Raw genomic sequence first — 19,871 nt, forward strand, 5'->3', positions numbered from 1 at the left:
ACAACGCGCAGAAAGAGCCTCACGCCCTCGTCGTCTATTTCGCAGGCGGCGAGGGAGGCGACGAACGCAGCGAAGTAGCCAGTGCGCTTGTTGCCGTCGACAAGGGAATGGCATCGGACAAACTCAGAAGATGTGCAGCGGCGAGACTCGGCCCTGCCCCAACAGCCGGCCCGACGGTTCGGCGAACTCTTCGTCATGAATTCTTGCGATTGCCTCGCGGCTCAGTCATTTTGACATGGCTGATTTGGCAGGTTCGCCGATGTTTCTCCATGCCAACTCCGGCAGCGCACAACTCATCCGACAGGTGCAAAGACTTTCGCGTCAACTGAATGCCGCCGACGTTGTCCCGCACCTCAAGGTCTATCGCTGCTGCTGAACACTGCTTTCGCGCGACATAAAGAGCGAGCGTCATGATCGCGATGATGAGGATCGCGCCGCCGACGAGCGTCATCGCGGTCGGAAATTCGGCGAAGATGAGCCAGACCCATATCGGAGCAAGCACCGTTTCCAGCAGGTAGAACATGCCGACTTCGGGGGCAGAGAGATAGCGCGGGCCGGTTGCCAGACACCAGAAGGCGACGGGCATCACGATGGCGCCGTTGACGATGATCCAGCCGGGATGATCGATCCAAACGCCCGAAGGCAGCGCCATGCCGAAGCCGAGGATTGCCGGGAACATCGCGGCAAGGAGGGGTACGAAGCCCATGTCGCGCCGAGAGGCCCGGCCGACTGTGATTGCCGCGGCAAGGATGAGCGCGCTGAGCACCGCCATCGCGTCGCCGAAGGTGTGGCCGCTCGAAATTCCGTCATGCACGATCACTCCCACGCCGACGATCATGGCGGCCATCGACAGCAAGGTGGAAACCGGCGGCCGCTCTTTCAGGAATACCCACGAAAGGAGCGCGCCGAACATCGGATTGAAGGCAACGATGAAGACGACGTTGGCCGTCGCCGTATTGAAAACCGAAAGCAGGAAAGTCAGCGTGGACAGGCCGTAAAGCAGTCCTGCAGCGATGCCGTTCCGGCCCGGTATCAGAACCGGCCATTTCCCTTTCAGCACGCGGATCGCTGCTATGACAAGCAGCGTCACGAGAACCGTCGTGATGCTGCGAAGACCGAGGATCGGCCAGATCTTTCCTCCGGCCAGTCGCACGAGCGGAATGTCCATGGAAAGGGCCAGGCCACCGATTGCGGTCACGGCAAGGCCTTTCCGATGATCGGAAAGGGTAGGAGGGGACATTTAGTCGTGCGTTTCGGGCATCGTGGAGGGATCGAAGCGTTCCCAGCCGCGCGGCGTCAGGTGCTCTTGCGGCTGGAACCGCGTCTTGTAGTCCATTTTGCGCGAACCCTGAACCCAGTAGCCGAGATAGACATGCGGAAGGCCGAGCGCCTTCGTGCGCTTCACATGATCGAGGATCATGAAGGTGCCGAGCGAGCGCTTGTCATATTCGGGATTGAAATAGGAATAGACCATGGAAAGACCGTCGCTCATCGTGTCGGTCAGGGCGGCAGCCAGGAGCTCGCCTCGTGGACGGGTCTCCAGCCCTGAACCTTCCTCGCGCTTGCGGTATTCGATGATCTTGGTGTTCACATGTGTATCTTCCACCATGATCGCATAGTCGAGCACGGTCATGTCGGACATCCCGCCTTGCTGATGGCGGTCGTCGAGATAGCGGCGGAAGAGTGAATACTGCTCGCTGGAAGGCTGCGCCGGAAATTCGGTCGCCATGACGTCGACGTTGTGGGCGAGCACCCGTTTCATCGAATTTGTCGGCTGGAACTCCTGCGCCAGGATACGCACCGAGACGCAGGCACGGCACGCTTCGCAGGCGGGGCGGTAAGCTATGTTCTGTGAACGGCGGAAGCCGCCCTGTGTCAGAATGTCGTTCATTTCTGCTGCGCGCGGACCGACGAGATGCGTAAAGACCTTACGCTCCATCTCATGCGGCAAATACGGACATGCAGCCGGAGCCGTCAGATAAAACTGCGGTGATGGCGAGGCCTGCGTATTCATCTGCCGGGGAAATGTCCTTTCGCACTGACTATTTTATGACAGCATGAACTAAGAATAGAAAACGTCAACAGCGCGGCTGGTCTATCCGCGCTATCAATTTTTCTGTTCTTTTTTGATATGGCGCCGCGGGCCGGCCGGCAAAGGCCGGCGGCGGATTTTATTTGTCGCCTCAGTCGGTGCGTACGGTCACGGTGCCGACAAGCAGGTCGTGGATCAGGCGGCTGCGCTCGGTAAAAAGGCCAGCAAGCAGAATCAGCGGCGTCAATAGCGAATTAAGGATCCAGAACAGCGCCAGATGAGCAATCGCCAAAAGGAAATCCATCGGGCGGCCATCGACGCGCGCAATTGCAATGCCCATCGCCCGCATGCCGGGCGAAGCCTGGCTCGGCCCGCCGACCGTCAAGCCGAAATAAAGGCCGGCAACCAGCACGAACAGCGCCGGATAGAGAAAGAAGCCGAGGCCGAGCGTCAGAATCGACAGGAAAAACAGCACGACTGCCGCAGGGATGCAGAGCAGCAGCACAATGATGTAGTCGAGAATGAACGCGAAGACCCGCCGGCTCAGCGTGCCGCTATAGGCGCGCCAGTCTTCCGGTGCGGCATAAAGCGGGTTCGGGTTAAGGCTCATTTGCGGTCTCCTTTGGAAATCGATGCCACTGATATGGTGTCGGCCGTCGGAGATACAATAATGGGCGAAGTTCAGCGCTTTGCCAGCAGTCTGGCGACCTCGATCGCGAAATAGGTCAAGATCCCGTCGCAGCCTGCGCGCTTGAAGGCAAGCAGCGTTTCCAGCATCGCCCGTTCGCCGTCGATCCAGCCGTTCATTGCGGCAGCCTTGATCTGCGCATATTCGCCGGAAACCTGATAGGCGAAAGTCGGCAGTCCGAAGGCCTCCTTCATCCGCCAGCAGATGTCTAGATAGGGCAGGCCCGGCTTGACCATCAGCATGTCCGCACCCTCTTCGACATCAAGTGCTGCATCGCGGATCGCCTCGGTGCCATTGGCGGGATCGATATAGTAGGTCTTCTTGTCGCCCTTCAGCAGGCCGCCGGTCGAGATCGCCTCTCGATATGGGCCGTAAAATGCCGAGGCAAACTTGGTCGCATAGCTCATGATCCCGACATTCTGGTGCCCTGCGGCATCGAGTGCCCGGCGGATCGCGCCGATGCGACCGTCCATCATTTCCGACGGGGCAATGATATCAGAACCGGCATCAGCCTGCATGACGGCGGCGCGCGCCACCTGATCGACAGTCTCGTCGTTGACGATTTCGCCATCGTACAGGATACCGTCATGGCCGTGACTGGTGAAAGGATCGAGAGCCACGTCGGTGATCACGCCGATGTTCGGAACGGCTTTCTTGATGGCGATGGTCGCCTGATTGATGAGATTGTTGGCCTCCAGGCTGTTCGAGCCCGTTTCGTCACGTAGTGTCATCTCAATATTCGGGAAGGTGGCGATTGCCGGGACGCCGAGGTCAGCCGCTTCCCTGGCCGCATCCGTCAGCTTGTCGATGCTCATGCGGTTGACGCCGGGCATGGAGGGAACAGGCTCCAAGATGCCGGAACCTGGGATCACGAAGACCGGCCATATCAGGTCATCCACCGTCAGCCGGTTTTCCTGCACCAGCCGGCGCGTCCAGTCCGCCTTGCGGTTGCGGCGCATGCGGCGGTGTCTGGTGATCTCGTCGACGAGGTGCGTCTTGTCCTGCATTGTCTTTCGTCCCTGGCCATTCCATTTCTTGGTCCGCTCATTATCATGACGGACCCGAAAACCAAACCGGGGCGATTAGCCGCGGCGGCTCGGCCGCTGGTGGAACTGCAAAGGGAATTCTAGAGTCTGCGCCATGGAAAATGATTCTCCGACGATGCCGAAGCGGACGCTGATAGACATCCTGTTCATCCTCTTCCTGAGGCTGGTCGCGATCTCCTGCTTCTGGTTCGGCCTGCAATATTGGGCGATGCTTGTTGGCTATTCGCTGGTGGGGGCAGGGCGATTTGATCTTTTGAGCTTGCCGTGGAAAGTTGCTGCCACCAGCCTTGCCGTCCTCTTCCCCGTCGCTTCGCTCGGCCTCTGGCTGACAGTATCCTGGGGCCCGGTCGTTTGGGTGCTCGCCGCAGGCGGACAAATCCTCATGTATGGCCTGCTTCCGCAGACCTTCGGCTCCAACCGGCTGATCCTTCTGATGCATGGCGCGGTTGCCCTGGTCTACTTGGTTTTCCGCCTGGCGCTCTGGCTGGAGAAACGCCGCCAGCGTCGCAAAGTAAGCGTTGATTTACCCTGATACAACGCGGGGTTTCCGGTAAGGTGCTGTTAAGCCTGCAGTTTAAGTAGAATTTTATTTGTATTCGATAGGGTCTGTCTCAAGGCGGGAAGAAAACCAACACCGCCAAACAAAACAGTGAGGCAGTCATCATGAATACGAAAATCAAGCCGCAGGCGGTATCGAACTTCCGCGATCAGCAGGACCAGGACATCCGTAATCTCTACATGGAATCCCTTCACCTTGTTGAACGTCTTCACCGCCGCCTTCTGGATGTCATCAAGGACGAGTTCGACCGTCAGGGCCGCAGCGACGTCAACGCCATCCAGGCTCTGCTCCTTTTCAACATCGGCAATTCCGAGCTGACCGCCGGCGAGCTGCGCTCGCGTGGCTACTATCTCGGCTCGAACGTGTCCTACAACGTCAAGAAGCTCGTCGATCTCGGTTTCATCAACCACCAGCGTTCACGCATCGACCGCCGCTCCGTCCGCATCAGCCTGACGGAAACCGGCACAGAGGTCGCCGAAACAGTCGCCAAGCTCTACGAGCGCCACATCGCCTCGATCGACAAGGTCGGCGGCATCGGCACGGACGAGTTCACCCAGATGAACAAGCTCCTGCAGCGCCTCGACCGCTTCTGGAACGACCAGATCCTTTACCGGCTCTAAGGACAAGAGACCTCCTCCAGGGTCGAAGAAAACCGGATGCGTCCCTGCGCGTCCGGTTTTGCCGTTCCGGCCAGGCGTGTCATCTTTGCAACGCGTCGCACCCAAGCACAGCAGCCTGTATTCAGGTCGTTTTTTAGCCGTTATTAACCAGCACCGTTCAACATGGTTCGATATGGCTTCGTCCGTGCCGCTCCCGACCATCGGTAGGCATATGGGGCGTCGGGCGACACGAATTGGCCATATTGGTATGACAGCGGACATGCACGGCAAGCGGCGCTTCTTGTATGGTCGTTCAAATTCGTCCGCGCTTCCGGCTCGCAATCTTATGGGGCCGGGCGCAGAAAATTTGCGATGCGCCGGAAAACGGAATGGTAGTGATCTGTGCCGTGGCGCAGTGAATCGCAAAGCCCGCGGTTTTCCTTCAAGCTGCGGCATTGAGTGGTTGGGATGATGTCGAAGAAAAACCGAATTGAAGCTCTTTCGCGCCGCGCCTTTCTTGCGTCTGCGGCAACCGTCGGTGCTGGTGCAATCGCCGCCCCGGCCTTTGCGCAGTCGGCGCTCGACGCGCTGATCAACGCACCACGCCGCGGCACCTGGGATGACCAGTTCGATGCCAAGGCTGCCTCGCGCACCGCGAGTGCCGCCGTCTCCAATACCCCGATCCTCAGCCCGCAATCGGTTCCGAGTATCCAGCAGGCGATCGTGGAGTATCAGCAGATCGCGTCCGCTGGTGGTTGGCCCGAGGTCAATCCGGCCGGCCTGCGTCTTCAGCTCGGCGTGACCGATCCTTCCGTCCAGGCTCTGCGCCAGCGCCTTGCCATTACCGGTGACCTGCCGCGCGAAGCAGGCATGTCTTCCGCCTTCGATTCCTATGTCGACGGTGCGGTCAAGCGCTTCCAGGCTCGTCATGGGCTTCCGGCAGACGGCGTCATCGGCGAATTCACGCTGAAGGCGATGAACATTCCGGTTGACGTGCGCCTGCAGCAGCTAAACACCAACCTCATCCGCCTGCAGACCTTCCCGGAAGATCTCGGCCGCCGCCACGTCATGGTCAATATTCCGGCCGCCTATGTCGAGGCGGTCGAGGACGGTAGCGTGGCGACACGTCATGCGGCGGTCGTCGGACGTATCAGCCGCCCCACGCATATCGTCAACTCGAAGATCTACGAGGTCATCCTCAATCCTTATTGGACCGCGCCGCGCTCGATCGTCGAGAAGGACATCATGCCGCTGATGCGCAAGGACCCGACCTATCTCGAGAAGAACGCCATTCGCCTGATCGACGGCAAAGGCAACGAAGTCGCCCCCGAGACCATCGACTGGAACGGCGAGGCGCCGAACCTGATGTTCCGTCAGGATCCGGGCAAGATCAATGCCATGGCTTCGGCGAAAATCAACTTCCATAACAAGAACGGCGAATACATGCACGACACGCCGCAGCAGGGCTTGTTCAACAAGTTGATGCGCTTTGAGTCGTCGGGCTGTGTGCGCGTCCAGAATGTCCGCGACCTGACGACGTGGCTGCTGCGCGACACGCCGCCGTGGTCGCGTCAGCAGATGGAGCAGGTGATCGCCAGCCGGGTCAACACGCCGATCACGCTTGCCGAGGAGATCCCGGTCTATTTCGTCTATATTTCCGCCTGGGGCATGCCGGACGGCCTCGTGCAGTTCCGAGACGACATCTACCAGATGGACGGCAACGCCGAGCTCGCGCTCGATACGACCGCCGGAATGGAACAGCCGGTTCAGTAAGTTTCATGCAGATCAATTGGAAACCGCGCTGAAAGGCGCGGTTTTTCTTTGCCAGCGGTGGCCCTTCATCGGCTTGCCGGGACCTTCCTGCGGCAATGGGGCCGAATGGGATATGTCGCAAGGCTTCGGTTGATCTCTTGGGTTTGCGAGGCGCGTGCCTTCAAGTTGGCGCATGGTGGATCAGGGTGAGGGCCATTCCACGGCAACCAGCCAAGTCCACGACACTGCTGCGCGTAGATTGCCCAGCAAATGTCGTTCTTCGTATTGCTCTCGGCAGGGCGGAACGCTAATACCTTCGCGCATTCCAGTTGAGGAGCCTCCCATGACAAATGCTTCCACGCAGACCTTCTTCAATCGCTCGCTTGCAGACACCGATCCGGATATCTTCGGCGCGATTGAAAAGGAGCTCGGCCGCCAGCGGCATGAGATCGAATTGATCGCATCGGAAAACATCGTTTCCCGCGCGGTGCTGGAAGCCCAGGGCTCCATCATGACGAACAAATACGCGGAAGGCTATCCGGGCAAGCGCTACTACGGCGGCTGCCAGTTCGTCGATATTGCTGAAGAGCTGGCGATCGAACGTGCAAAAAAGCTCTTCGGCGTCAACTTCGCTAACGTCCAGCCCAATTCCGGCTCGCAGATGAACCAAGCGGTCTTCCTGGCGCTGCTGCAGCCGGGCGACACATTCATGGGCCTCGACCTGAACTCGGGCGGTCACCTGACGCATGGTTCGCCGGTCAACATGTCCGGCAAGTGGTTCAACGTCGTGTCCTACGGCGTTCGCGAAGGCGATAATCTCCTCGACATGGACGAAGTGGCCCGCAAGGCCGAAGAGCACAAGCCGAAGCTGATCATTGCCGGTGGCACCGCTTACTCCCGTATCTGGGACTGGAAGCGTTTCCGCGAGATTGCCGACGCCGTCGGCGCCTATCTCATGGTCGACATGGCTCATATCGCCGGCCTCGTTGCAGGCGGCCAGCATCCGTCGCCGTTCCCGCACTGCCACGTCGCAACGACCACGACCCATAAGTCGCTTCGCGGCCCGCGCGGCGGCGTCATCCTGACGAACGACGAGGATCTGGCGAAGAAGTTCAATTCGGCTGTCTTCCCAGGTCTCCAAGGTGGTCCGCTGATGCACATCATCGCCGCCAAGGCCGTCGCCTTCGGCGAAGCGCTGCAGCCGGAATTCAAGGAGTACGCCGCACAGATCGTCAGGAACGCAAAGGCGCTTGCCGAGACGCTGATGGCCGGCGGACTCGATGTCGTCTCCGGGGGTACCGACAACCACCTGATGCTCGTCGATCTTCGCAAGAAGAACGCGACCGGAAAGCGCGCCGAAGCAGCGCTCGGGCGCGCCTACATCACCTGCAACAAGAACGGTATTCCGTTCGATCCGGAAAAGCCCTTCGTCACCTCCGGCGTCCGGCTCGGTGCACCGGCAGGCACGACGCGCGGCTTCAAGGAGGCGGAATTCAAGGAAATCGGCAACCTCATCGTGGAGGTTCTCGACGGCCTGAAGGTCGCCAACTCCGACGAAGGCAACGCTGCTGTCGAAGCAGCCGTTCGTGGCAAGGTGGTCGACCTTACCGGCCGCTTCCCAATGTACGACTATATCGGCTAAGGATAGCGCATGCGCTGCCCATTCTGCGGATCGGAAGACACACAGGTCAAGGATTCACGCCCGGCGGAGGACAATACGTCCATCCGCCGCAGACGTATCTGTCCCGACTGCGGCGGCCGCTTCACGACCTTCGAGCGCGTGCAACTGCGCGAGCTCATGGTCGTCAAGAAGACTGGCCGCAAGGTGCCTTTCGACCGGGACAAGCTGGTGCGGTCCTTCGAGATCGCGCTGCGCAAGCGTCCGGTCGACCGTGACCGCATCGAAAGGGCTGTTTCGGGCATCGTCCGTCGCCTCGAAAGCTCCGGCGAAGTCGAAATCAGCTCCGAGGCGATCGGCCTTCAGGTGCTTGAAGCTCTCAAGAGTCTCGACGACGTCGGCTTTGTTCGGTATGCCTCGGTCTATCGGGACTTCTCGCATGCCGAGGATTTCGAAAAGGTCATCTCCGAAATCAACGCCAAGATCAGCCGCGACACTTTGGAGACCTGAGCCGTGAGCGCCGGGCCGCATGACGAGCGTTTGATGGCCGAGGCAATCGGACTTGGCCGTCTGCATCTCGGCCAGACCTCCACAAATCCTTCCGTCGGCTGCGTCATCGCCAAGGACGGCGAAATCGTCGGCCGCGGCACCACGGCGATCGGCGGGCGCCCGCATGCCGAGCCGCAGGCGCTTGCCGAGGCCGGCGAACTGGCTCGCGGCGCCACCGCCTATGTGACGCTCGAACCCTGCGCTCATCACGGCAAGACGCCGCCCTGCGCCGAAGCCTTGATTGCCTCTGGTGTGGCGCGCGTCGTCATCAGCGTGGCCGATCCCGATCCGCGCGTCTGCGGCCGTGGCATTGCGCTTCTGCGCGAAGCCGGCATCGAGGTTGAGACAGGCGTGCTGGAACAGGAGGGCAGGCGCTCGCTCGCCGGCTATCTCACCCGGCAGACGAAGAACCGGCCCTATGTGATTCTGAAGCTTGCCGTTTCCGCCGACGGCATGATCGGCCGCAAAGGCGAGGGACAGATCGCCATCACCAGTCCTCTCGCCCGCGCACAGGTCCACGCGCTCCGCGCCCAAACCGATGCCATCCTCGTCGGCATCGGCACGGCGATTGCCGACGACCCGGAACTGACGGTGCGCGTGCCGGGTCTGCAATCGCTGTCGCCGGTGCGTGTCGTGCTTGATCCGCGGCTTGATTTGCCGCTCGGCAGTAAACTTGTGCGTTCAGCAAGAGAGGTGCCGACCATTGCCGTTGCAGGCGAGGCACCCCCTTCTGTGGTGGTGGACACCTCCCTTACGAATGGCGACATAGACGGGGTGAGCACTCTTTCGCCGTCTTTCGACCGGGTCGACGCCACTGTTGAGGTGCCAGTAGAAACGAACTACAGCAATCTGCCGATCTCCCCCCTGGCGGGGGAGATGTCGGGCATGGCAGAGGGGGGTGAGGCACGCGCCGAAGCACTGCGCGATGCAGGCGTCGAAATCCTCTACTGCCATCCTTACCATCCCGAAGTATTGCTTCCCGCGCTCGCCTCGCGCGGCATTTCCTCGCTCCTCGTCGAAGGCGGTGCGAAGACGGCGCGGCTTTTCCTTGACGCCGGTCTCGTCGATCGGATCCAGCTTTATCAGGGCCAGATCATCATCGGCGAGGGCGGTATTGAATCGCCTCTGAGGAAGACCGATATGCCATCCGGTTTTGCCCATCGAGGCACATTCATGTTCGGCGACGACAGGCTGGACGAATACGAAAGAGAATTTTGATGTTCACCGGAATTGTAACCGATATCGGCACGATCGAATCCATTTCACCCATGAACGAGGGTGTGAAGCTCCGGGTCGCCAGCGATTACGACCCTAAGACCATCGATATGGGCGCCTCGATTTCCCATTCGGGCATCTGCCTGACGGTGACCGGCCTGCCGGAGGAAGGCAGCAACGGGCGTTGGTTTGAGGTGGAGGCCTGGGAAGAGGCGCTGAGGCTCACGACGCTTGCAAGCTGGAAGGAAGGCACCCGCCTCAACCTGGAGCGCTCTTTGAAGATCGGCGACGAACTCGGTGGCCACATCGTCTCCGGGCATGTCGACGGCAAGGCAGAAATCCTGTCGGTGACGGCCGAAGGCGATGCGACCCGCTTCCGTCTGCGCGCCCCGGAGCATCTCGCGAGGTTCGTGGCGCCCAAAGGCTCGATCGCGCTCGATGGTACGTCGCTGACTGTCAATGCCGTCGAAGGCACCGATTTCGACGTGCTTCTCATTCGCCATACTTTGGAAGTCACGACATGGGGCGAGCGAGGGGCCGGCGACTTCGTCAATTTCGAGGTCGATACGATGGCGCGTTATGCAGCTAGGCTGGCTGAATTCCCTGCCGCGAAAGCAGAATGATTTCGCCGTGATAATCAATGCGCGTCACCTCGCGGAAGCCGAGCTTTTCGGCGACGCGTAGCGAAGCTGCGTTTTGCGGGCTGATGATGCAGGTCATCTCTTTGCCGGGGAAATGACGGTCCGCCCATGCAATCAGCGCTGTGAGCGCTTCTGTCGCATAGCCCCGTCCGTGTGCGCAAGGCAGCAACACCCATCCGGTTTCCAATGTTTCCTCGATAGATGGAGACATCTCACGTCGGGCTTCGTGGAAGCCTGCTTCGCCGATCAGCCGCCCGCTTTGCTTTTCCTCGACGATCAGAAAGCCGAACCCCATATGATGCCACATGCCGCTCGCCCTCATGAGGCGGGACCATGTCTGCTCGCGTGTCGATGGCACGCCGCTGATATGTCGGACGACGTCTTCATCGGCCCACAAGTCCATATAGGCATCGAAATCGTCGAGCCGGTGCGGCCGCAGTATCAACCGCTCGGTTTCAATGGTCGGAATGTTGATCGTCATGATTCTGTAAAGCCTGTCTCACGCGCCTGCTTCGCCGTCCCAGTAGTCGAGATCGCTTGACGCGCGCCCGATGAAGCGGAAGCGCCAGCCGTCGTGATTGGTCTTGGCGAGGAATTTTTGGGAATCGGGGTACTCGACGATCTCCGTTTTCGCCATCGTGGAGATGCCAAGATAGATCAGCGTCGTCCGGCCGGTATTGAGGATTTGATGTGCCGTTTCCTTCCCGCCGGCAGGTGCGCCGAGCGTGTCGCCTTTTTTGATAGGGTAACGGCTGGTTCCAAAACGGTATTCGCCGGTCCCTTCGATCACGAAGAACAGCTCGTCCTCGACATGGTGATTGTGGAACGGACAGCTCGATTTGCCGGGAGGCACCTCGTTGTAGCTGATCCCAAGATTGGAAAGGCCAAGCAGGCGGCCGAAGGATGCGTCGGCGCCTTCGTAGAGCGCGCCCTGTTGCCACCGCTCCAGCGTCAGGTCGGCAATATTAAGAACCGGTTTCATGTTCCGTGTCATGTCTTTTCCCTTTTGCAGGGAGAAGAGACCATCAATTCGATCTGGTTTTCAATAGGCGTCGGTTGAATTGTCGGGCAGGGCGGCGCAGCGATCTGCACCGCCCTGCGCGATCAGTCGGTAAATAGGGTAATGCTGCCATCGGCTGCCTGTTCGGCATTGATGACGTTGCGGACATTCACGCCGTCATTACCGAGCTTGCGCATCAGCACCTTGTTGGCGTCGATCGATGCCTGAATCTGGCGCACATCCTGTGCCGAGCGTGGCGGAGCGGAGCGCGGACCATTTGCTTCGGGACTTACGTCGTGAAAGTTGTAGAAATGCCTTACGGTGAAGTCGTTACCCCGGAAATTGCGGAGCGTCTGTTCGATGCCCGATGGGCTGTTCATGCCAAAGCTTTCCGCACGGCTGACGCCGGCAAGCGCGAGGGAGGAGAAGGCGGAAACGAGGGCGAGTGTGGCAACGCGGTTCATGATGGTATCCTTTCATCTGCTATGACGGTCGGCTGTCGTGCAGGGGATCGTCGGCGTTACGCTTGTTGAATTGGGTCGGCCACAGCGTCGAATCAATAGCTAAACACCTGAAATAACATTACAAATTGTTCATGGCGATTGCCTTCGATTTGCCGTTTTCGAGGTGCGCGCGAGCGTGGCCGGCATATATTTTCCCTATCCTTTTATAGAGATTTCCGGCCATGATCCGAATTTGCTTGCCATTCATCGAAAGGCATGTTTTGACCGCGGCCTGCCAAATGGCAAAGTCCTCAGAAACCGAAGGTGATGCATGGCGCGAGATAACGCTCCCCATATTTTGATCGTCGAAGCGCGCTTCTATGACGACATGGCCGACGCTCTTTTGGACGGGGCAACCTTCGCGCTCAAGGAAGCCGGCGCGACCTACGATGTCGTGACCGTTCCAGGAGCCCTGGAGATTCCGCCGGCGATTGCCATGGCGCTCGATGGCGCCGACAATGGCGGCAGTCAATACGACGGCTATGTCGCTCTCGGCATGGTCATCCGCGGCGAGACCTACCATTTCGAGATCGTGTCGAACGAATCCTCCCGCGCATTGATGGACCTCGCCGTCAGCGAATCGCTTGCCATCGGCAATGGCATCCTGACGGTTGAAAACGATGAGCAGGCATGGGCACGCGCCCGCCGCTCGGACAAGGACAAGGGCGGGTTCGCCGCTCGCGCAGCTCTCACGATGATCGAGCTGAAGAAGAAACTGGGTGCATACGAATGACTAGCGAAAATCCGGAGCGTCAGGTAAAGACAGCAAATCAGCGCGGTGCTGCGCGGCTGGCTGCTGTTCAGGCGCTCTACCAGATGGATATCGGCGGCACCGGTGTTTTGGAAATCGTCGCCGAATATGAGGCTCATCGCCTCGGTCAAGAAATCGACGGCGAGACCTATCTCAAGGCAGATGCCGCGTGGTTCCGTTCCATCGTTTCCGGCGTGGTGCGCGAGCAGCTGCGCCTGGATCCTTTGATCGCCTCTGCCCTGCAGGACGACTGGGCATTGTCGCGCCTCGACAGCACCGTGCGCGCGATCCTTCGCGCCGGCGTTTTCGAGCTTCTCGATCGCAAAGACGTACCGGTAGCCGTGATCGTTACGGAATATGTCGAGATCGCCCGGGCTTTCTTCGAGGATGACGAGCCGAAGCTCGTCAATGCCGTGCTCGACCGCATCGCCAAACAGGTGCGCGGCGAACTGAAGAAGTAAGTCTTCCGTCCGCTATCGGACCATTTCGCGCTTTATGCTGCGCTGCAAGGGTTTTCGTCCCTCGCGGTCTTGACGTCGTGTTTCCCACCCCGCAATCTCCGCACGCAAAGCTAGAGCGTTCCTGTGGAGAGAAGACGATTCGGCTGCGTCCGTGGCCGGAGGGAGGAGTGCTCCGGCACTTTTGGAGGAAAGAGCGAAATGATCATTCTTTTATGCGTAATTGCATGCGGTCTGCTCTCGGTGGTTTATGCCATCTGGGCAACCCGCTCGGTTCTGGCAGCCGATCAGGGAAACAGCCGCATGCAGGAAATCGCGGGTTATATCCGTGAAGGCGCGCAGGCCTACCTCATGCGCCAGTACAAGACGATTGCGATCGTCGGCATCGTCGTTTTTATCGCAGCCTGGCTGCTTCTCTCCGGCATGGCTGCCATCGGCTTTCTGATCGGCGCCGTGCTTTCCGGTGCTGCCGGCTTTATCGGGATGCACGTCTCCGTCCGCGCCAACGTCCGCACGGCGCAGGCCGCATCGCACAGCCTCTCGGCTGGCCTCGATATCGCCTTCAAATCCGGTGCCATCACCGGCATGCTCGTCGCCGGTCTGGCTCTGCTCGGCGTATCCATCTATTATTTCATCCTGACCGGCCTGCTCGGCCATGAAAGCGGTTCGCGCGAAGTCATCGACGCGCTTGTTGCGCTCGGCTTCGGTGCCTCGCTGATCTCGATCTTTGCTCGTCTGGGCGGCGGCATCTTCACCAAGGGTGCCGATGTCGGCGGCGATCTCGTCGGCAAGGTCGAGGCAGGCATTCCGGAAGACGACCCGCGCAACCCGGCGACGATCGCAGACAATGTTGGCGACAATGTCGGCGACTGCGCCGGTATGGCCGCCGACCTTTTCGAGACCTATGCCGTTTCCGTCGTCGCAACCATGGTTCTCGCCTCGATCTTCTTTGCCGGTGCACCGATCCTGCAGTCGGCGATGATCTATCCGCTGGCAATCTGCGGCGCCTGCATCCTCACCTCGATCGTCGGCACCTTTTTCGTCAAGCTTGGATCCAACGGCTCGATCATGGGCGCACTTTACAAGGGCCTTATCGTCACCGGCCTCCTGTCGATTGTCGGTCTAGGCGCTGCAACATCGTTGACGGTGGGCTGGGGATCGCTCGGACAGGCCGGCGGTGTGGATGTCACCGGAACCAACCTCTTCTTCTGCGGCCTCGTCGGCCTCTTGGTAACGGCGCTCATCGTCGTCATCACCGAATATTATACCGGCACCAACAAACGCCCGGTCAATTCGATCGCCCAGGCATCCGTGACAGGCCACGGCACCAACGTCATCCAGGGACTTGCCGTCTCGCTGGAATCGACGGCGCTGCCTGCGATCGTCATCGTCGCCGGCATTATCGGCACCTACCAGCTCGCGGGCCTCTTCGGCACCGGCATCGCCGTCACCGCTATGCTCGGCCTTGCCGGCATGATCGTCGCCCTCGATGCCTTCGGCCCTGTGACCGACAACGCCGGCGGCATCGCCGAGATGTCCCACCTGCCGCCGGAAGTCCGCAAATCGACGGACGCGCTCGACGCCGTCGGCAATACGACAAAGGCTGTAACCAAAGGCTACGCGATCGGCTCTGCCGGTCTCGGCGCGCTGGTGCTCTTTGCTGCCTATTCCTATGACCTCAAATATTTTGCGGCAAATGGCGACAGATATCCCTACTTCGCAGGCATAGGGGAGATTTCATTCGATCTCTCCAACCCCTACGTAGTGGCCGGATTGATCTTCGGTGGACTCATTCCCTACCTCTTCGGCGGCATCGCCATGACGGCCGTCGGCCGTGCCGCCGGCGCAATCGTCGAGGAAGTGCGCCGCCAGTTCAAGGAAAAACCGGGCATCATGCAGGGCACGGAAAAGCCGGATTACGGCAGGGCGGTCGACCTTCTGACCAGGGCCGCTATCCGCGAGATGATCATCCCGTCGCTGTTGCCGGTCCTGGCTCCGATCGTCGTTTATTTCGGTGTTCTGCTGGTTTCCGGCTCCAAGGCCTCGGCCTTCGCCGCACTCGGCGCATCGCTTCTTGGCGTCATTATCAACGGTTTGTTCGTCGCCATCTCGATGACGTCCGGCGGCGGGGCATGGGACAACGCGAAGAAGTCCTTCGAGGATGGCTTCGTCGACAAGGACGGCGTCCGCCACATGAAGGGTTCGGACGCACACAAGGCCTCCGTCACCGGCGATACGGTCGGCGACCCATACAAGGACACTGCAGGACCGGCCGTCAATCCGGCGATCAAGATCACCAATATCGTCGCCTTGCTGCTCTTGGCGGTCCTGGCCTGATCGAAACCATGGAGACAAAGAAGAAACCCGCCGGAGCGCTGATCCGGCGGGTTTCTTTGTCGAGTCGGATAATCATCGAATACTTGCAGGATTCTGCGGGTTGCCAGAGGGCGTTCCAAACAGGCTCTTTGCTGCACCGCCTGCGCCGCCTGCCAGAATCTGCTGCAGGAAGGTGAGTTCACGGCCGCCGGTCGGGGTCACGCGCGAAATCGTATCGAAGACCCTGCCGTCCTGAAGCGTGTAATTCGCGCGGCGCGTGACGACGCCGTCCTTGTCGAAGTAGATCGCAAGTACGCTCTGATCGACGACCTTGAGTTTCTGGAAGGCGACGGAGCGCGTGCGCTTCTGCGAGATGTAATAGAAGACCTCGGTGTCGAACGTTGCCGTCGTCGAAGGCGTGCCTAGAGACAGAAGCACCTGTTCGCGGCTGGAGCCTTCCGGAACGAGATTGAGGGATTGCTCGTCGACAATATAGCCGCCGTTAAGCACTGTTCCCGTTTGGCAACCTGTAAGGCCGGCTGAGGCAATCATGATGGCGATGGCTGCGTTGCTGAAGAATTTTATGTCAGACTTGAAATACCGTTTCTTCAACGACATCTACTCCCTTGAGGTATCGATAGGCAGCTTTCGGGGCCCTGCAATCACCGCTGATGCAAAACCTTTGTGGCCTTTCCGGGGTCGAACAGTCCTAAATCCCCCAGATCGGACCTACGGGGCACTGTCTCGAAAGTGGCCACCTTCGGCATTGCAATTCGCGCCTGCTTCGGTAAACCAGCTTTCGAAATCATGCAACACGGCCCACGCAACTGCGCGTGAAGAACGAGGCTTTTCCGGAAGAAACAATGGTCTTCGGGCTCTTTCGCAAGAAAAACAACAACCAGGCGATCGTCGAACGGCAGTATTCGGTACTGACCACCGCAGCCCGTATGCCGGAATTCTACGAGGCCATGCATGTCCCAGACACCGTGATGGGCCGTTTCGAGATGCTGTCGCTGGTGATGATCCTCTTCTTCCGTCGCACACGTTCGTCCGGAACCAGCGGACAGGAGATTGCCCAGGAGATCGTCGATGCCTTCTTTGAGGATATCGACCATTCCATCCGCGAACTCGGTATCAGCGACAACGGGGTGCCGAAGCGCATGAAGAAGCTTGCCGGCATGTTCTACGGGCGTCTAAAATCCTATTCGGCGGCAATGGACACCGGTGACCGCGCGGCCCTTGCCGCAGCCCTTAACCGCAACATCCATCCGCAGGCCGCCGATGCTTGCGACATGACGGCGCTTGCCAACTGGATGTTTGCCGCAGAAGCCGATCTGTCGGCGCAGACCGAGGACCGGATCACCACCGGCTCGGCGACGTTGCCACAGGCAGCGTGAGGAGGACGCCATGAAACATCGCAGTGACGACATTCCATTTTCCTACCTTGTCAAGGTCGGCCATATCTCGGCAAACCCTGTCGAAGTGCACCTCAAAGCGGACGAGAAGGAGCGGAAGGCGCTTGCCGAACGCTGGGATGTTCTGTCCGTCGACGATCTGCATGCGGATCTGCAGATCAATCGCTGGAAGAAGGATGGCATCCGCGTGAAGGGCAGGGTGCAGGCAAAGATCGTTCAGGCCTGCGTCGTGACGCTCGACCCGGTACCTGCCGATATCGACGAGCACTTCGAGCAGATCTACGTGCCCGAGAATTCGAAACTCGCCCGGCACCCGGCCAATGATGCTGGCGAAATGGTTCTCGATCCTGACGGGCCGGACCTGCCTGAAACCTTTGCCGGCGACACGATCGACGCGGGAGAGGTGGTGATGGAATTCGCCGCGCTGGCGATTGATCCCTATCCCCGCAGGAAGGGCGCCGAGTTCTCCGGCCATATGGAGGATACCGGCGAAAACGATAAGAAGCCTTCTGCCTTTGCTGTGCTCAAGGATTGGCAGAAGGACTGAAACCCGTGGGCTATTTGACACAATTCAGTTGTAAGCGATAGGAAAACCGGTATTTTGGCCGAAATTTTCGCTCCCCTCAGGCGAAACAAAAGGATCAGGGACGCGTGATCAGAATATCTCTCGACCTCATGGGTGGCGACTTTGGTCCCGAGGTTGTCATCCCCGGTGCCGCGAAAGCGTTGGAACGGCATCCAGATATCTCCTTCGTCTTTTTTGGCCTGAAAGAGCAGTGCGATCCTGTTCTCGCCAAGTTTGCGAAAGTCAGGGAAAAGTCGGTCTTCCACGATTGCGAACTTGCCGTTCGCATGGACGAGAAGCCCAGCCAGGCGCTGCGCCGCGGCCGCTACATTTCCACCATGTGGCGCTCGATCGAGGCCGTGAAGACGGGCGACGCGGATGTGGCCGTTTCGGCGGGAAACACCGGCGCGCTGATGGCCATGGCAAAGTTCTGTCTGCGCACGATGGCCAACATCGAGCGCCCGGCGATTGCGGCCATTTGGCCGACGCTGCGGGGCGAGAGCATTGTTCTCGATGTTGGGGCGACGATCGGGGCCGATTCTCAACAGTTGATGGATTTCGCCCTGATGGGTGGCGCCATGGCACGCGCCCTCTTCGAACTCGAACGGCCGACGATCGGCCTTCTGAACGTCGGTGTCGAAGAGGTCAAGGGCCAGGAAGAAGTCAAGGAAGCAGGCCGGCTGCTTCGCGAGGCCAACATAGATTCGCTCGAATATTCCGGGTTCGTCGAAGGCGATGACATCGGGAAAGGCACCGTCGATGTCGTCGTGACCGAAGGCTTTTCCGGCAATATCGCCTTGAAGGCGGCAGAAGGTACGGCAAAACAAATGGCCGCATATCTGCGTGCTGCGATGTCGCGCACGCTGCTTGCCAGGATCGGCTATCTCTTTGCCAAGAGTGCTTTCGACATGCTTCGCGAAAAGATGGACCCGAGCAAAGTCAACGGCGGCGTATTCCTTGGTCTCAACGGCATTGTCATCAAGAGCCATGGCGGCGCCAATGCAGACGGCATCGCTGCTGCCATCGAGGTCGGCTATGATATGGCCAAGAATGGCCTCAATCAGAAAATAGAAAACGATCTTAAGAAATATCATGCCAAGCGGTTACCCCCGATGGGGCCGGAAGCCGCATGAGCAAAGAGGTTTAGCCAGAATGATCCGTTCAGTGGTTCGCGGGTTCGGAGCCGCACTTCCGAAACGCGTAATGACCAATCGCGAGATGGAAGATGTCGTCGATACGTCTGACGAATGGATCGTCCAGCGCACCGGCATCCGCCAGCGACATATCGCAAGCGATGACGAAACCACGTCTTCGCTTGGCGAGCGGGCTGCGCGTGCGGCGCTCGACAAGGCCGGCCTGACGCCTTCCGATATCGATCTCATCATCTGCGCCACCTCGACGCCGGACAACACCTTCCCGGCCACGGCGGTCAATATCCAGAACCGTCTCGGCATGCACCACGGCTTCGCCTTCGACGTTCAGGCAGTCTGCACAGGCTTTGTCTATGCCGTGACGACGGCCGACGCCTATATCCGTGGCGGCCTCGCCAGGCGTGCCCTCGTGATCGGTGCGGAAACCTTCTCGCGCATCCTCGACTGGAACGACCGCACCACCTGCGTGCTGTTCGGCGACGGCGCCGGCGCGATCGTGATCGAGGCTGCCGAAGGGGAGGGTACGACAGCTGATCGAGGCATCCTGACGGCGCATCTTCGCTCCGATGGCTCGCACAAGGAGAAACTTTTCGTCGATGGCGGCCCGTCTACCACCGGCACGGTCGGCAAGCTGCGCATGGAAGGCCGCGAAGTCTTCAAATATGCCGTCGGCATGATCACTGACGTAATCCAGGCCGCCTTCGATTCGACCGGCACGACCGCAGAAGATCTCGACTGGCTGGTGCCGCACCAGGCCAACCGTCGCATCATCGACGGATCCGCCAAGAAGCTGCACATCGCCCCGGAGAAGGTCGTCATCACAGTCGATATGCACGGCAACACCTCAGCCGCCTCGATCCCGCTCGCACTTGCCACTGCAGCAGGGGATGGACGCATCAAGAAAGGCGATCTGGTGATGCTGGAGGCAATGGGCGGCGGCTTCACCTGGGGTGCTTTGCTGCTGCGCTGGTGACGGTGAAGAATCGCAAAAAACTGGCGACGAACAAGAGCTT

The 19,871-nt window shown here is 59.7% G+C and carries 20 protein-coding genes and 2 pseudogenes; 14 read left to right on the forward strand and 8 right to left on the reverse strand.

Going from position 1 to position 19,871, the window contains the following annotated elements; translation table 11 throughout:
- Positions 1–379 precede the first annotated feature (379 nt).
- From EV130_RS20690 to hemB, 4 genes and pseudogenes are all read right to left on the reverse strand, one after another.
- Positions 380–1,240: pseudogene (locus tag EV130_RS20690) on the reverse strand (DMT family transporter); the annotation flags it as partial.
- Complete coding sequence (locus tag EV130_RS20695; RefSeq protein WP_074060774.1) at positions 1,241–2,014, reverse strand: arginyltransferase; 774 nt, start codon at positions 2,012–2,014, stop codon at positions 1,241–1,243.
- Positions 2,015–2,183: 169 nt separating this feature from the next.
- Positions 2,184–2,642 carry an RDD family protein gene (locus EV130_RS20700; RefSeq protein WP_074060775.1) on the reverse strand — a complete coding sequence of 153 codons (459 nt, stop codon included), beginning with the start codon at positions 2,640–2,642 and terminating at the stop codon, positions 2,184–2,186.
- A 71-nt stretch (positions 2,643–2,713) separates the two neighbouring features.
- A complete protein-coding gene (hemB, locus tag EV130_RS20705) occupies positions 2,714–3,727 on the reverse strand; it encodes a porphobilinogen synthase (protein WP_074060776.1) in 1,014 nt (337 codons plus the stop codon).
- Positions 3,728–3,860: 133 nt separating this feature from the next.
- Here hemB and EV130_RS20710 point away from each other — a divergent pair, with 133 nt between their 5' ends.
- From EV130_RS20710 to EV130_RS20740, 7 genes are all read left to right on the forward strand, one after another.
- The gene (locus EV130_RS20710; protein ID WP_028739575.1) at positions 3,861–4,298 is read left to right on the forward strand and encodes a DUF6163 family protein; all 438 of its coding nucleotides are present in this window, start codon (positions 3,861–3,863) and stop codon (positions 4,296–4,298) included.
- A gap of 131 nt (positions 4,299–4,429) precedes the next feature.
- Positions 4,430–4,945 carry a transcriptional regulator LdtR gene (gene ldtR, locus EV130_RS20715; RefSeq protein WP_074060777.1) on the forward strand — a complete coding sequence of 172 codons (516 nt, stop codon included), beginning with the start codon at positions 4,430–4,432 and terminating at the stop codon, positions 4,943–4,945.
- Between the two features lie 450 nt (positions 4,946–5,395).
- The gene (locus EV130_RS20720) at positions 5,396–6,697 is read left to right on the forward strand and encodes a L,D-transpeptidase family protein (protein WP_074063111.1); all 1,302 of its coding nucleotides are present in this window, start codon (positions 5,396–5,398) and stop codon (positions 6,695–6,697) included.
- A 322-nt stretch (positions 6,698–7,019) separates the two neighbouring features.
- The gene (glyA, locus tag EV130_RS20725; RefSeq protein ID WP_132661221.1) at positions 7,020–8,318 is read left to right on the forward strand and encodes a serine hydroxymethyltransferase; all 1,299 of its coding nucleotides are present in this window, start codon (positions 7,020–7,022) and stop codon (positions 8,316–8,318) included.
- Positions 8,319–8,327: 9 nt separating this feature from the next.
- On the forward strand, positions 8,328–8,804 hold the full coding sequence (gene nrdR / locus EV130_RS20730) for a transcriptional regulator NrdR (protein WP_022714748.1): 477 nt from the start codon (positions 8,328–8,330) through the stop codon (positions 8,802–8,804).
- Between the two features lie 3 nt (positions 8,805–8,807).
- Positions 8,808–10,061 (forward strand): bifunctional diaminohydroxyphosphoribosylaminopyrimidine deaminase/5-amino-6-(5-phosphoribosylamino)uracil reductase RibD, encoded by a 1,254-nt coding sequence (ribD, locus tag EV130_RS20735; RefSeq protein ID WP_132661223.1) that lies wholly within the window; start codon positions 8,808–8,810, stop codon positions 10,059–10,061.
- Positions 10,061–10,681 (forward strand): riboflavin synthase, encoded by a 621-nt coding sequence (locus EV130_RS20740; RefSeq protein WP_074060780.1) that lies wholly within the window; start codon positions 10,061–10,063, stop codon positions 10,679–10,681. The genes ribD and EV130_RS20740 overlap by 1 nt, the downstream gene beginning before the upstream one ends.
- On the opposite strand, the gene EV130_RS20745 is transcribed toward EV130_RS20740, so the two are convergent.
- The 3 genes from EV130_RS20745 to EV130_RS20755 form a co-directional block, all read right to left on the reverse strand.
- A complete protein-coding gene (locus EV130_RS20745; RefSeq protein ID WP_074060781.1) occupies positions 10,644–11,180 on the reverse strand; it encodes a GNAT family N-acetyltransferase in 537 nt (178 codons plus the stop codon). The two genes, EV130_RS20740 and EV130_RS20745, sit on opposite strands and share 38 nt — an antisense overlap.
- An 18-nt stretch (positions 11,181–11,198) precedes the next feature.
- Entirely contained in the window at positions 11,199–11,693 is a 495-nt protein-coding gene (locus EV130_RS20750; protein WP_132552146.1) for a cupin domain-containing protein, read from the reverse strand.
- Between the two features lie 110 nt (positions 11,694–11,803).
- Positions 11,804–12,163 carry a hypothetical protein gene (locus EV130_RS20755; protein WP_074060783.1) on the reverse strand — a complete coding sequence of 120 codons (360 nt, stop codon included), beginning with the start codon at positions 12,161–12,163 and terminating at the stop codon, positions 11,804–11,806.
- 310 nt (positions 12,164–12,473) lie between these two features.
- On the opposite strand from EV130_RS20755, the gene EV130_RS20760 reads away from it, so the two are divergent.
- The 3 genes from EV130_RS20760 (at position 12,474) to EV130_RS20770 (ending at position 15,748) form a co-directional block, all read left to right on the forward strand.
- The gene (locus tag EV130_RS20760) at positions 12,474–12,935 is read left to right on the forward strand and encodes a 6,7-dimethyl-8-ribityllumazine synthase (RefSeq protein WP_074060784.1); all 462 of its coding nucleotides are present in this window, start codon (positions 12,474–12,476) and stop codon (positions 12,933–12,935) included.
- Complete coding sequence (nusB, locus tag EV130_RS20765; protein ID WP_074060785.1) at positions 12,932–13,414, forward strand: transcription antitermination factor NusB; 483 nt, start codon at positions 12,932–12,934, stop codon at positions 13,412–13,414. The genes EV130_RS20760 and nusB overlap by 4 nt, the downstream gene beginning before the upstream one ends.
- Before the next feature lie 198 nt (positions 13,415–13,612).
- A complete protein-coding gene (locus EV130_RS20770; protein ID WP_132552148.1) occupies positions 13,613–15,748 on the forward strand; it encodes a sodium-translocating pyrophosphatase in 2,136 nt (711 codons plus the stop codon).
- Positions 15,749–15,820: 72 nt separating this feature from the next.
- Here EV130_RS20770 and EV130_RS20775 read toward each other — a convergent pair whose 3' ends face one another.
- A complete protein-coding gene (locus EV130_RS20775) occupies positions 15,821–16,345 on the reverse strand; it encodes an outer membrane protein assembly factor BamE (protein ID WP_074060787.1) in 525 nt (174 codons plus the stop codon).
- A gap of 189 nt (positions 16,346–16,534) precedes the next feature.
- Between EV130_RS20775 and EV130_RS20780 the strand changes: the two are divergent.
- From EV130_RS20780 to EV130_RS20795, 4 genes and pseudogenes are all read left to right on the forward strand, one after another.
- Positions 16,535–17,124: pseudogene (locus EV130_RS20780) on the forward strand (ubiquinol-cytochrome C chaperone family protein).
- Positions 17,125–17,134: 10 nt separating this feature from the next.
- Positions 17,135–17,689, forward strand: a complete 555-nt coding sequence (locus EV130_RS20785; protein ID WP_074060789.1) for a YceD family protein — start codon at positions 17,135–17,137, stop codon at positions 17,687–17,689.
- Between the two features lie 104 nt (positions 17,690–17,793).
- The gene (plsX, locus tag EV130_RS20790; protein ID WP_074060790.1) at positions 17,794–18,840 is read left to right on the forward strand and encodes a phosphate acyltransferase PlsX; all 1,047 of its coding nucleotides are present in this window, start codon (positions 17,794–17,796) and stop codon (positions 18,838–18,840) included.
- A gap of 19 nt (positions 18,841–18,859) precedes the next feature.
- Positions 18,860–19,831: a beta-ketoacyl-ACP synthase III gene (locus tag EV130_RS20795; RefSeq protein WP_074060791.1), complete on the forward strand. Its 972-nt coding sequence runs from the start codon at positions 18,860–18,862 to the stop codon at positions 19,829–19,831.
- Positions 19,832–19,871 lie beyond the last annotated feature (40 nt).

The sequence above is a fragment of the Rhizobium azibense genome (genome assembly GCF_004342325.1).
In the GTDB taxonomy this organism is placed as follows: Bacteria; Pseudomonadota; Alphaproteobacteria; order Rhizobiales; family Rhizobiaceae; genus Rhizobium; species Rhizobium etli_B.

Coding starts and splice junctions, on each gene's coding strand:
- EV130_RS20695 (WP_074060774.1), bottom strand. CDS start 2,014: ATGAATACGCAGGCCTCGCCATCACCGCAGTTTTATCTGACGGCTCCG.
- EV130_RS20700 (WP_074060775.1), bottom strand. CDS start 2,642: ATGAGCCTTAACCCGAACCCGCTTTATGCCGCACCGGAAGACTGGCGC.
- hemB (WP_074060776.1), bottom strand. CDS start 3,727: ATGCAGGACAAGACGCACCTCGTCGACGAGATCACCAGACACCGCCGC.
- EV130_RS20710 (WP_028739575.1), top strand. CDS start 3,861: ATGGAAAATGATTCTCCGACGATGCCGAAGCGGACGCTGATAGACATC.
- ldtR (WP_074060777.1), top strand. CDS start 4,430: ATGAATACGAAAATCAAGCCGCAGGCGGTATCGAACTTCCGCGATCAG.
- EV130_RS20720 (WP_074063111.1), top strand. CDS start 5,396: ATGTCGAAGAAAAACCGAATTGAAGCTCTTTCGCGCCGCGCCTTTCTT.
- glyA (WP_132661221.1), top strand. CDS start 7,020: ATGACAAATGCTTCCACGCAGACCTTCTTCAATCGCTCGCTTGCAGAC.
- nrdR (WP_022714748.1), top strand. CDS start 8,328: ATGCGCTGCCCATTCTGCGGATCGGAAGACACACAGGTCAAGGATTCA.
- EV130_RS20740 (WP_074060780.1), top strand. CDS start 10,061: ATGTTCACCGGAATTGTAACCGATATCGGCACGATCGAATCCATTTCA.
- EV130_RS20745 (WP_074060781.1), bottom strand. CDS start 11,180: ATGACGATCAACATTCCGACCATTGAAACCGAGCGGTTGATACTGCGG.
- EV130_RS20750 (WP_132552146.1), bottom strand. CDS start 11,693: ATGACACGGAACATGAAACCGGTTCTTAATATTGCCGACCTGACGCTG.
- EV130_RS20755 (WP_074060783.1), bottom strand. CDS start 12,163: ATGAACCGCGTTGCCACACTCGCCCTCGTTTCCGCCTTCTCCTCCCTC.
- EV130_RS20760 (WP_074060784.1), top strand. CDS start 12,474: ATGGCGCGAGATAACGCTCCCCATATTTTGATCGTCGAAGCGCGCTTC.
- nusB (WP_074060785.1), top strand. CDS start 12,932: ATGACTAGCGAAAATCCGGAGCGTCAGGTAAAGACAGCAAATCAGCGC.
- EV130_RS20770 (WP_132552148.1), top strand. CDS start 13,613: ATGATCATTCTTTTATGCGTAATTGCATGCGGTCTGCTCTCGGTGGTT.
- EV130_RS20775 (WP_074060787.1), bottom strand. CDS start 16,345: ATGTCGTTGAAGAAACGGTATTTCAAGTCTGACATAAAATTCTTCAGC.
- EV130_RS20785 (WP_074060789.1), top strand. CDS start 17,135: ATGAAACATCGCAGTGACGACATTCCATTTTCCTACCTTGTCAAGGTC.
- EV130_RS20795 (WP_074060791.1), top strand. CDS start 18,860: ATGATCCGTTCAGTGGTTCGCGGGTTCGGAGCCGCACTTCCGAAACGC.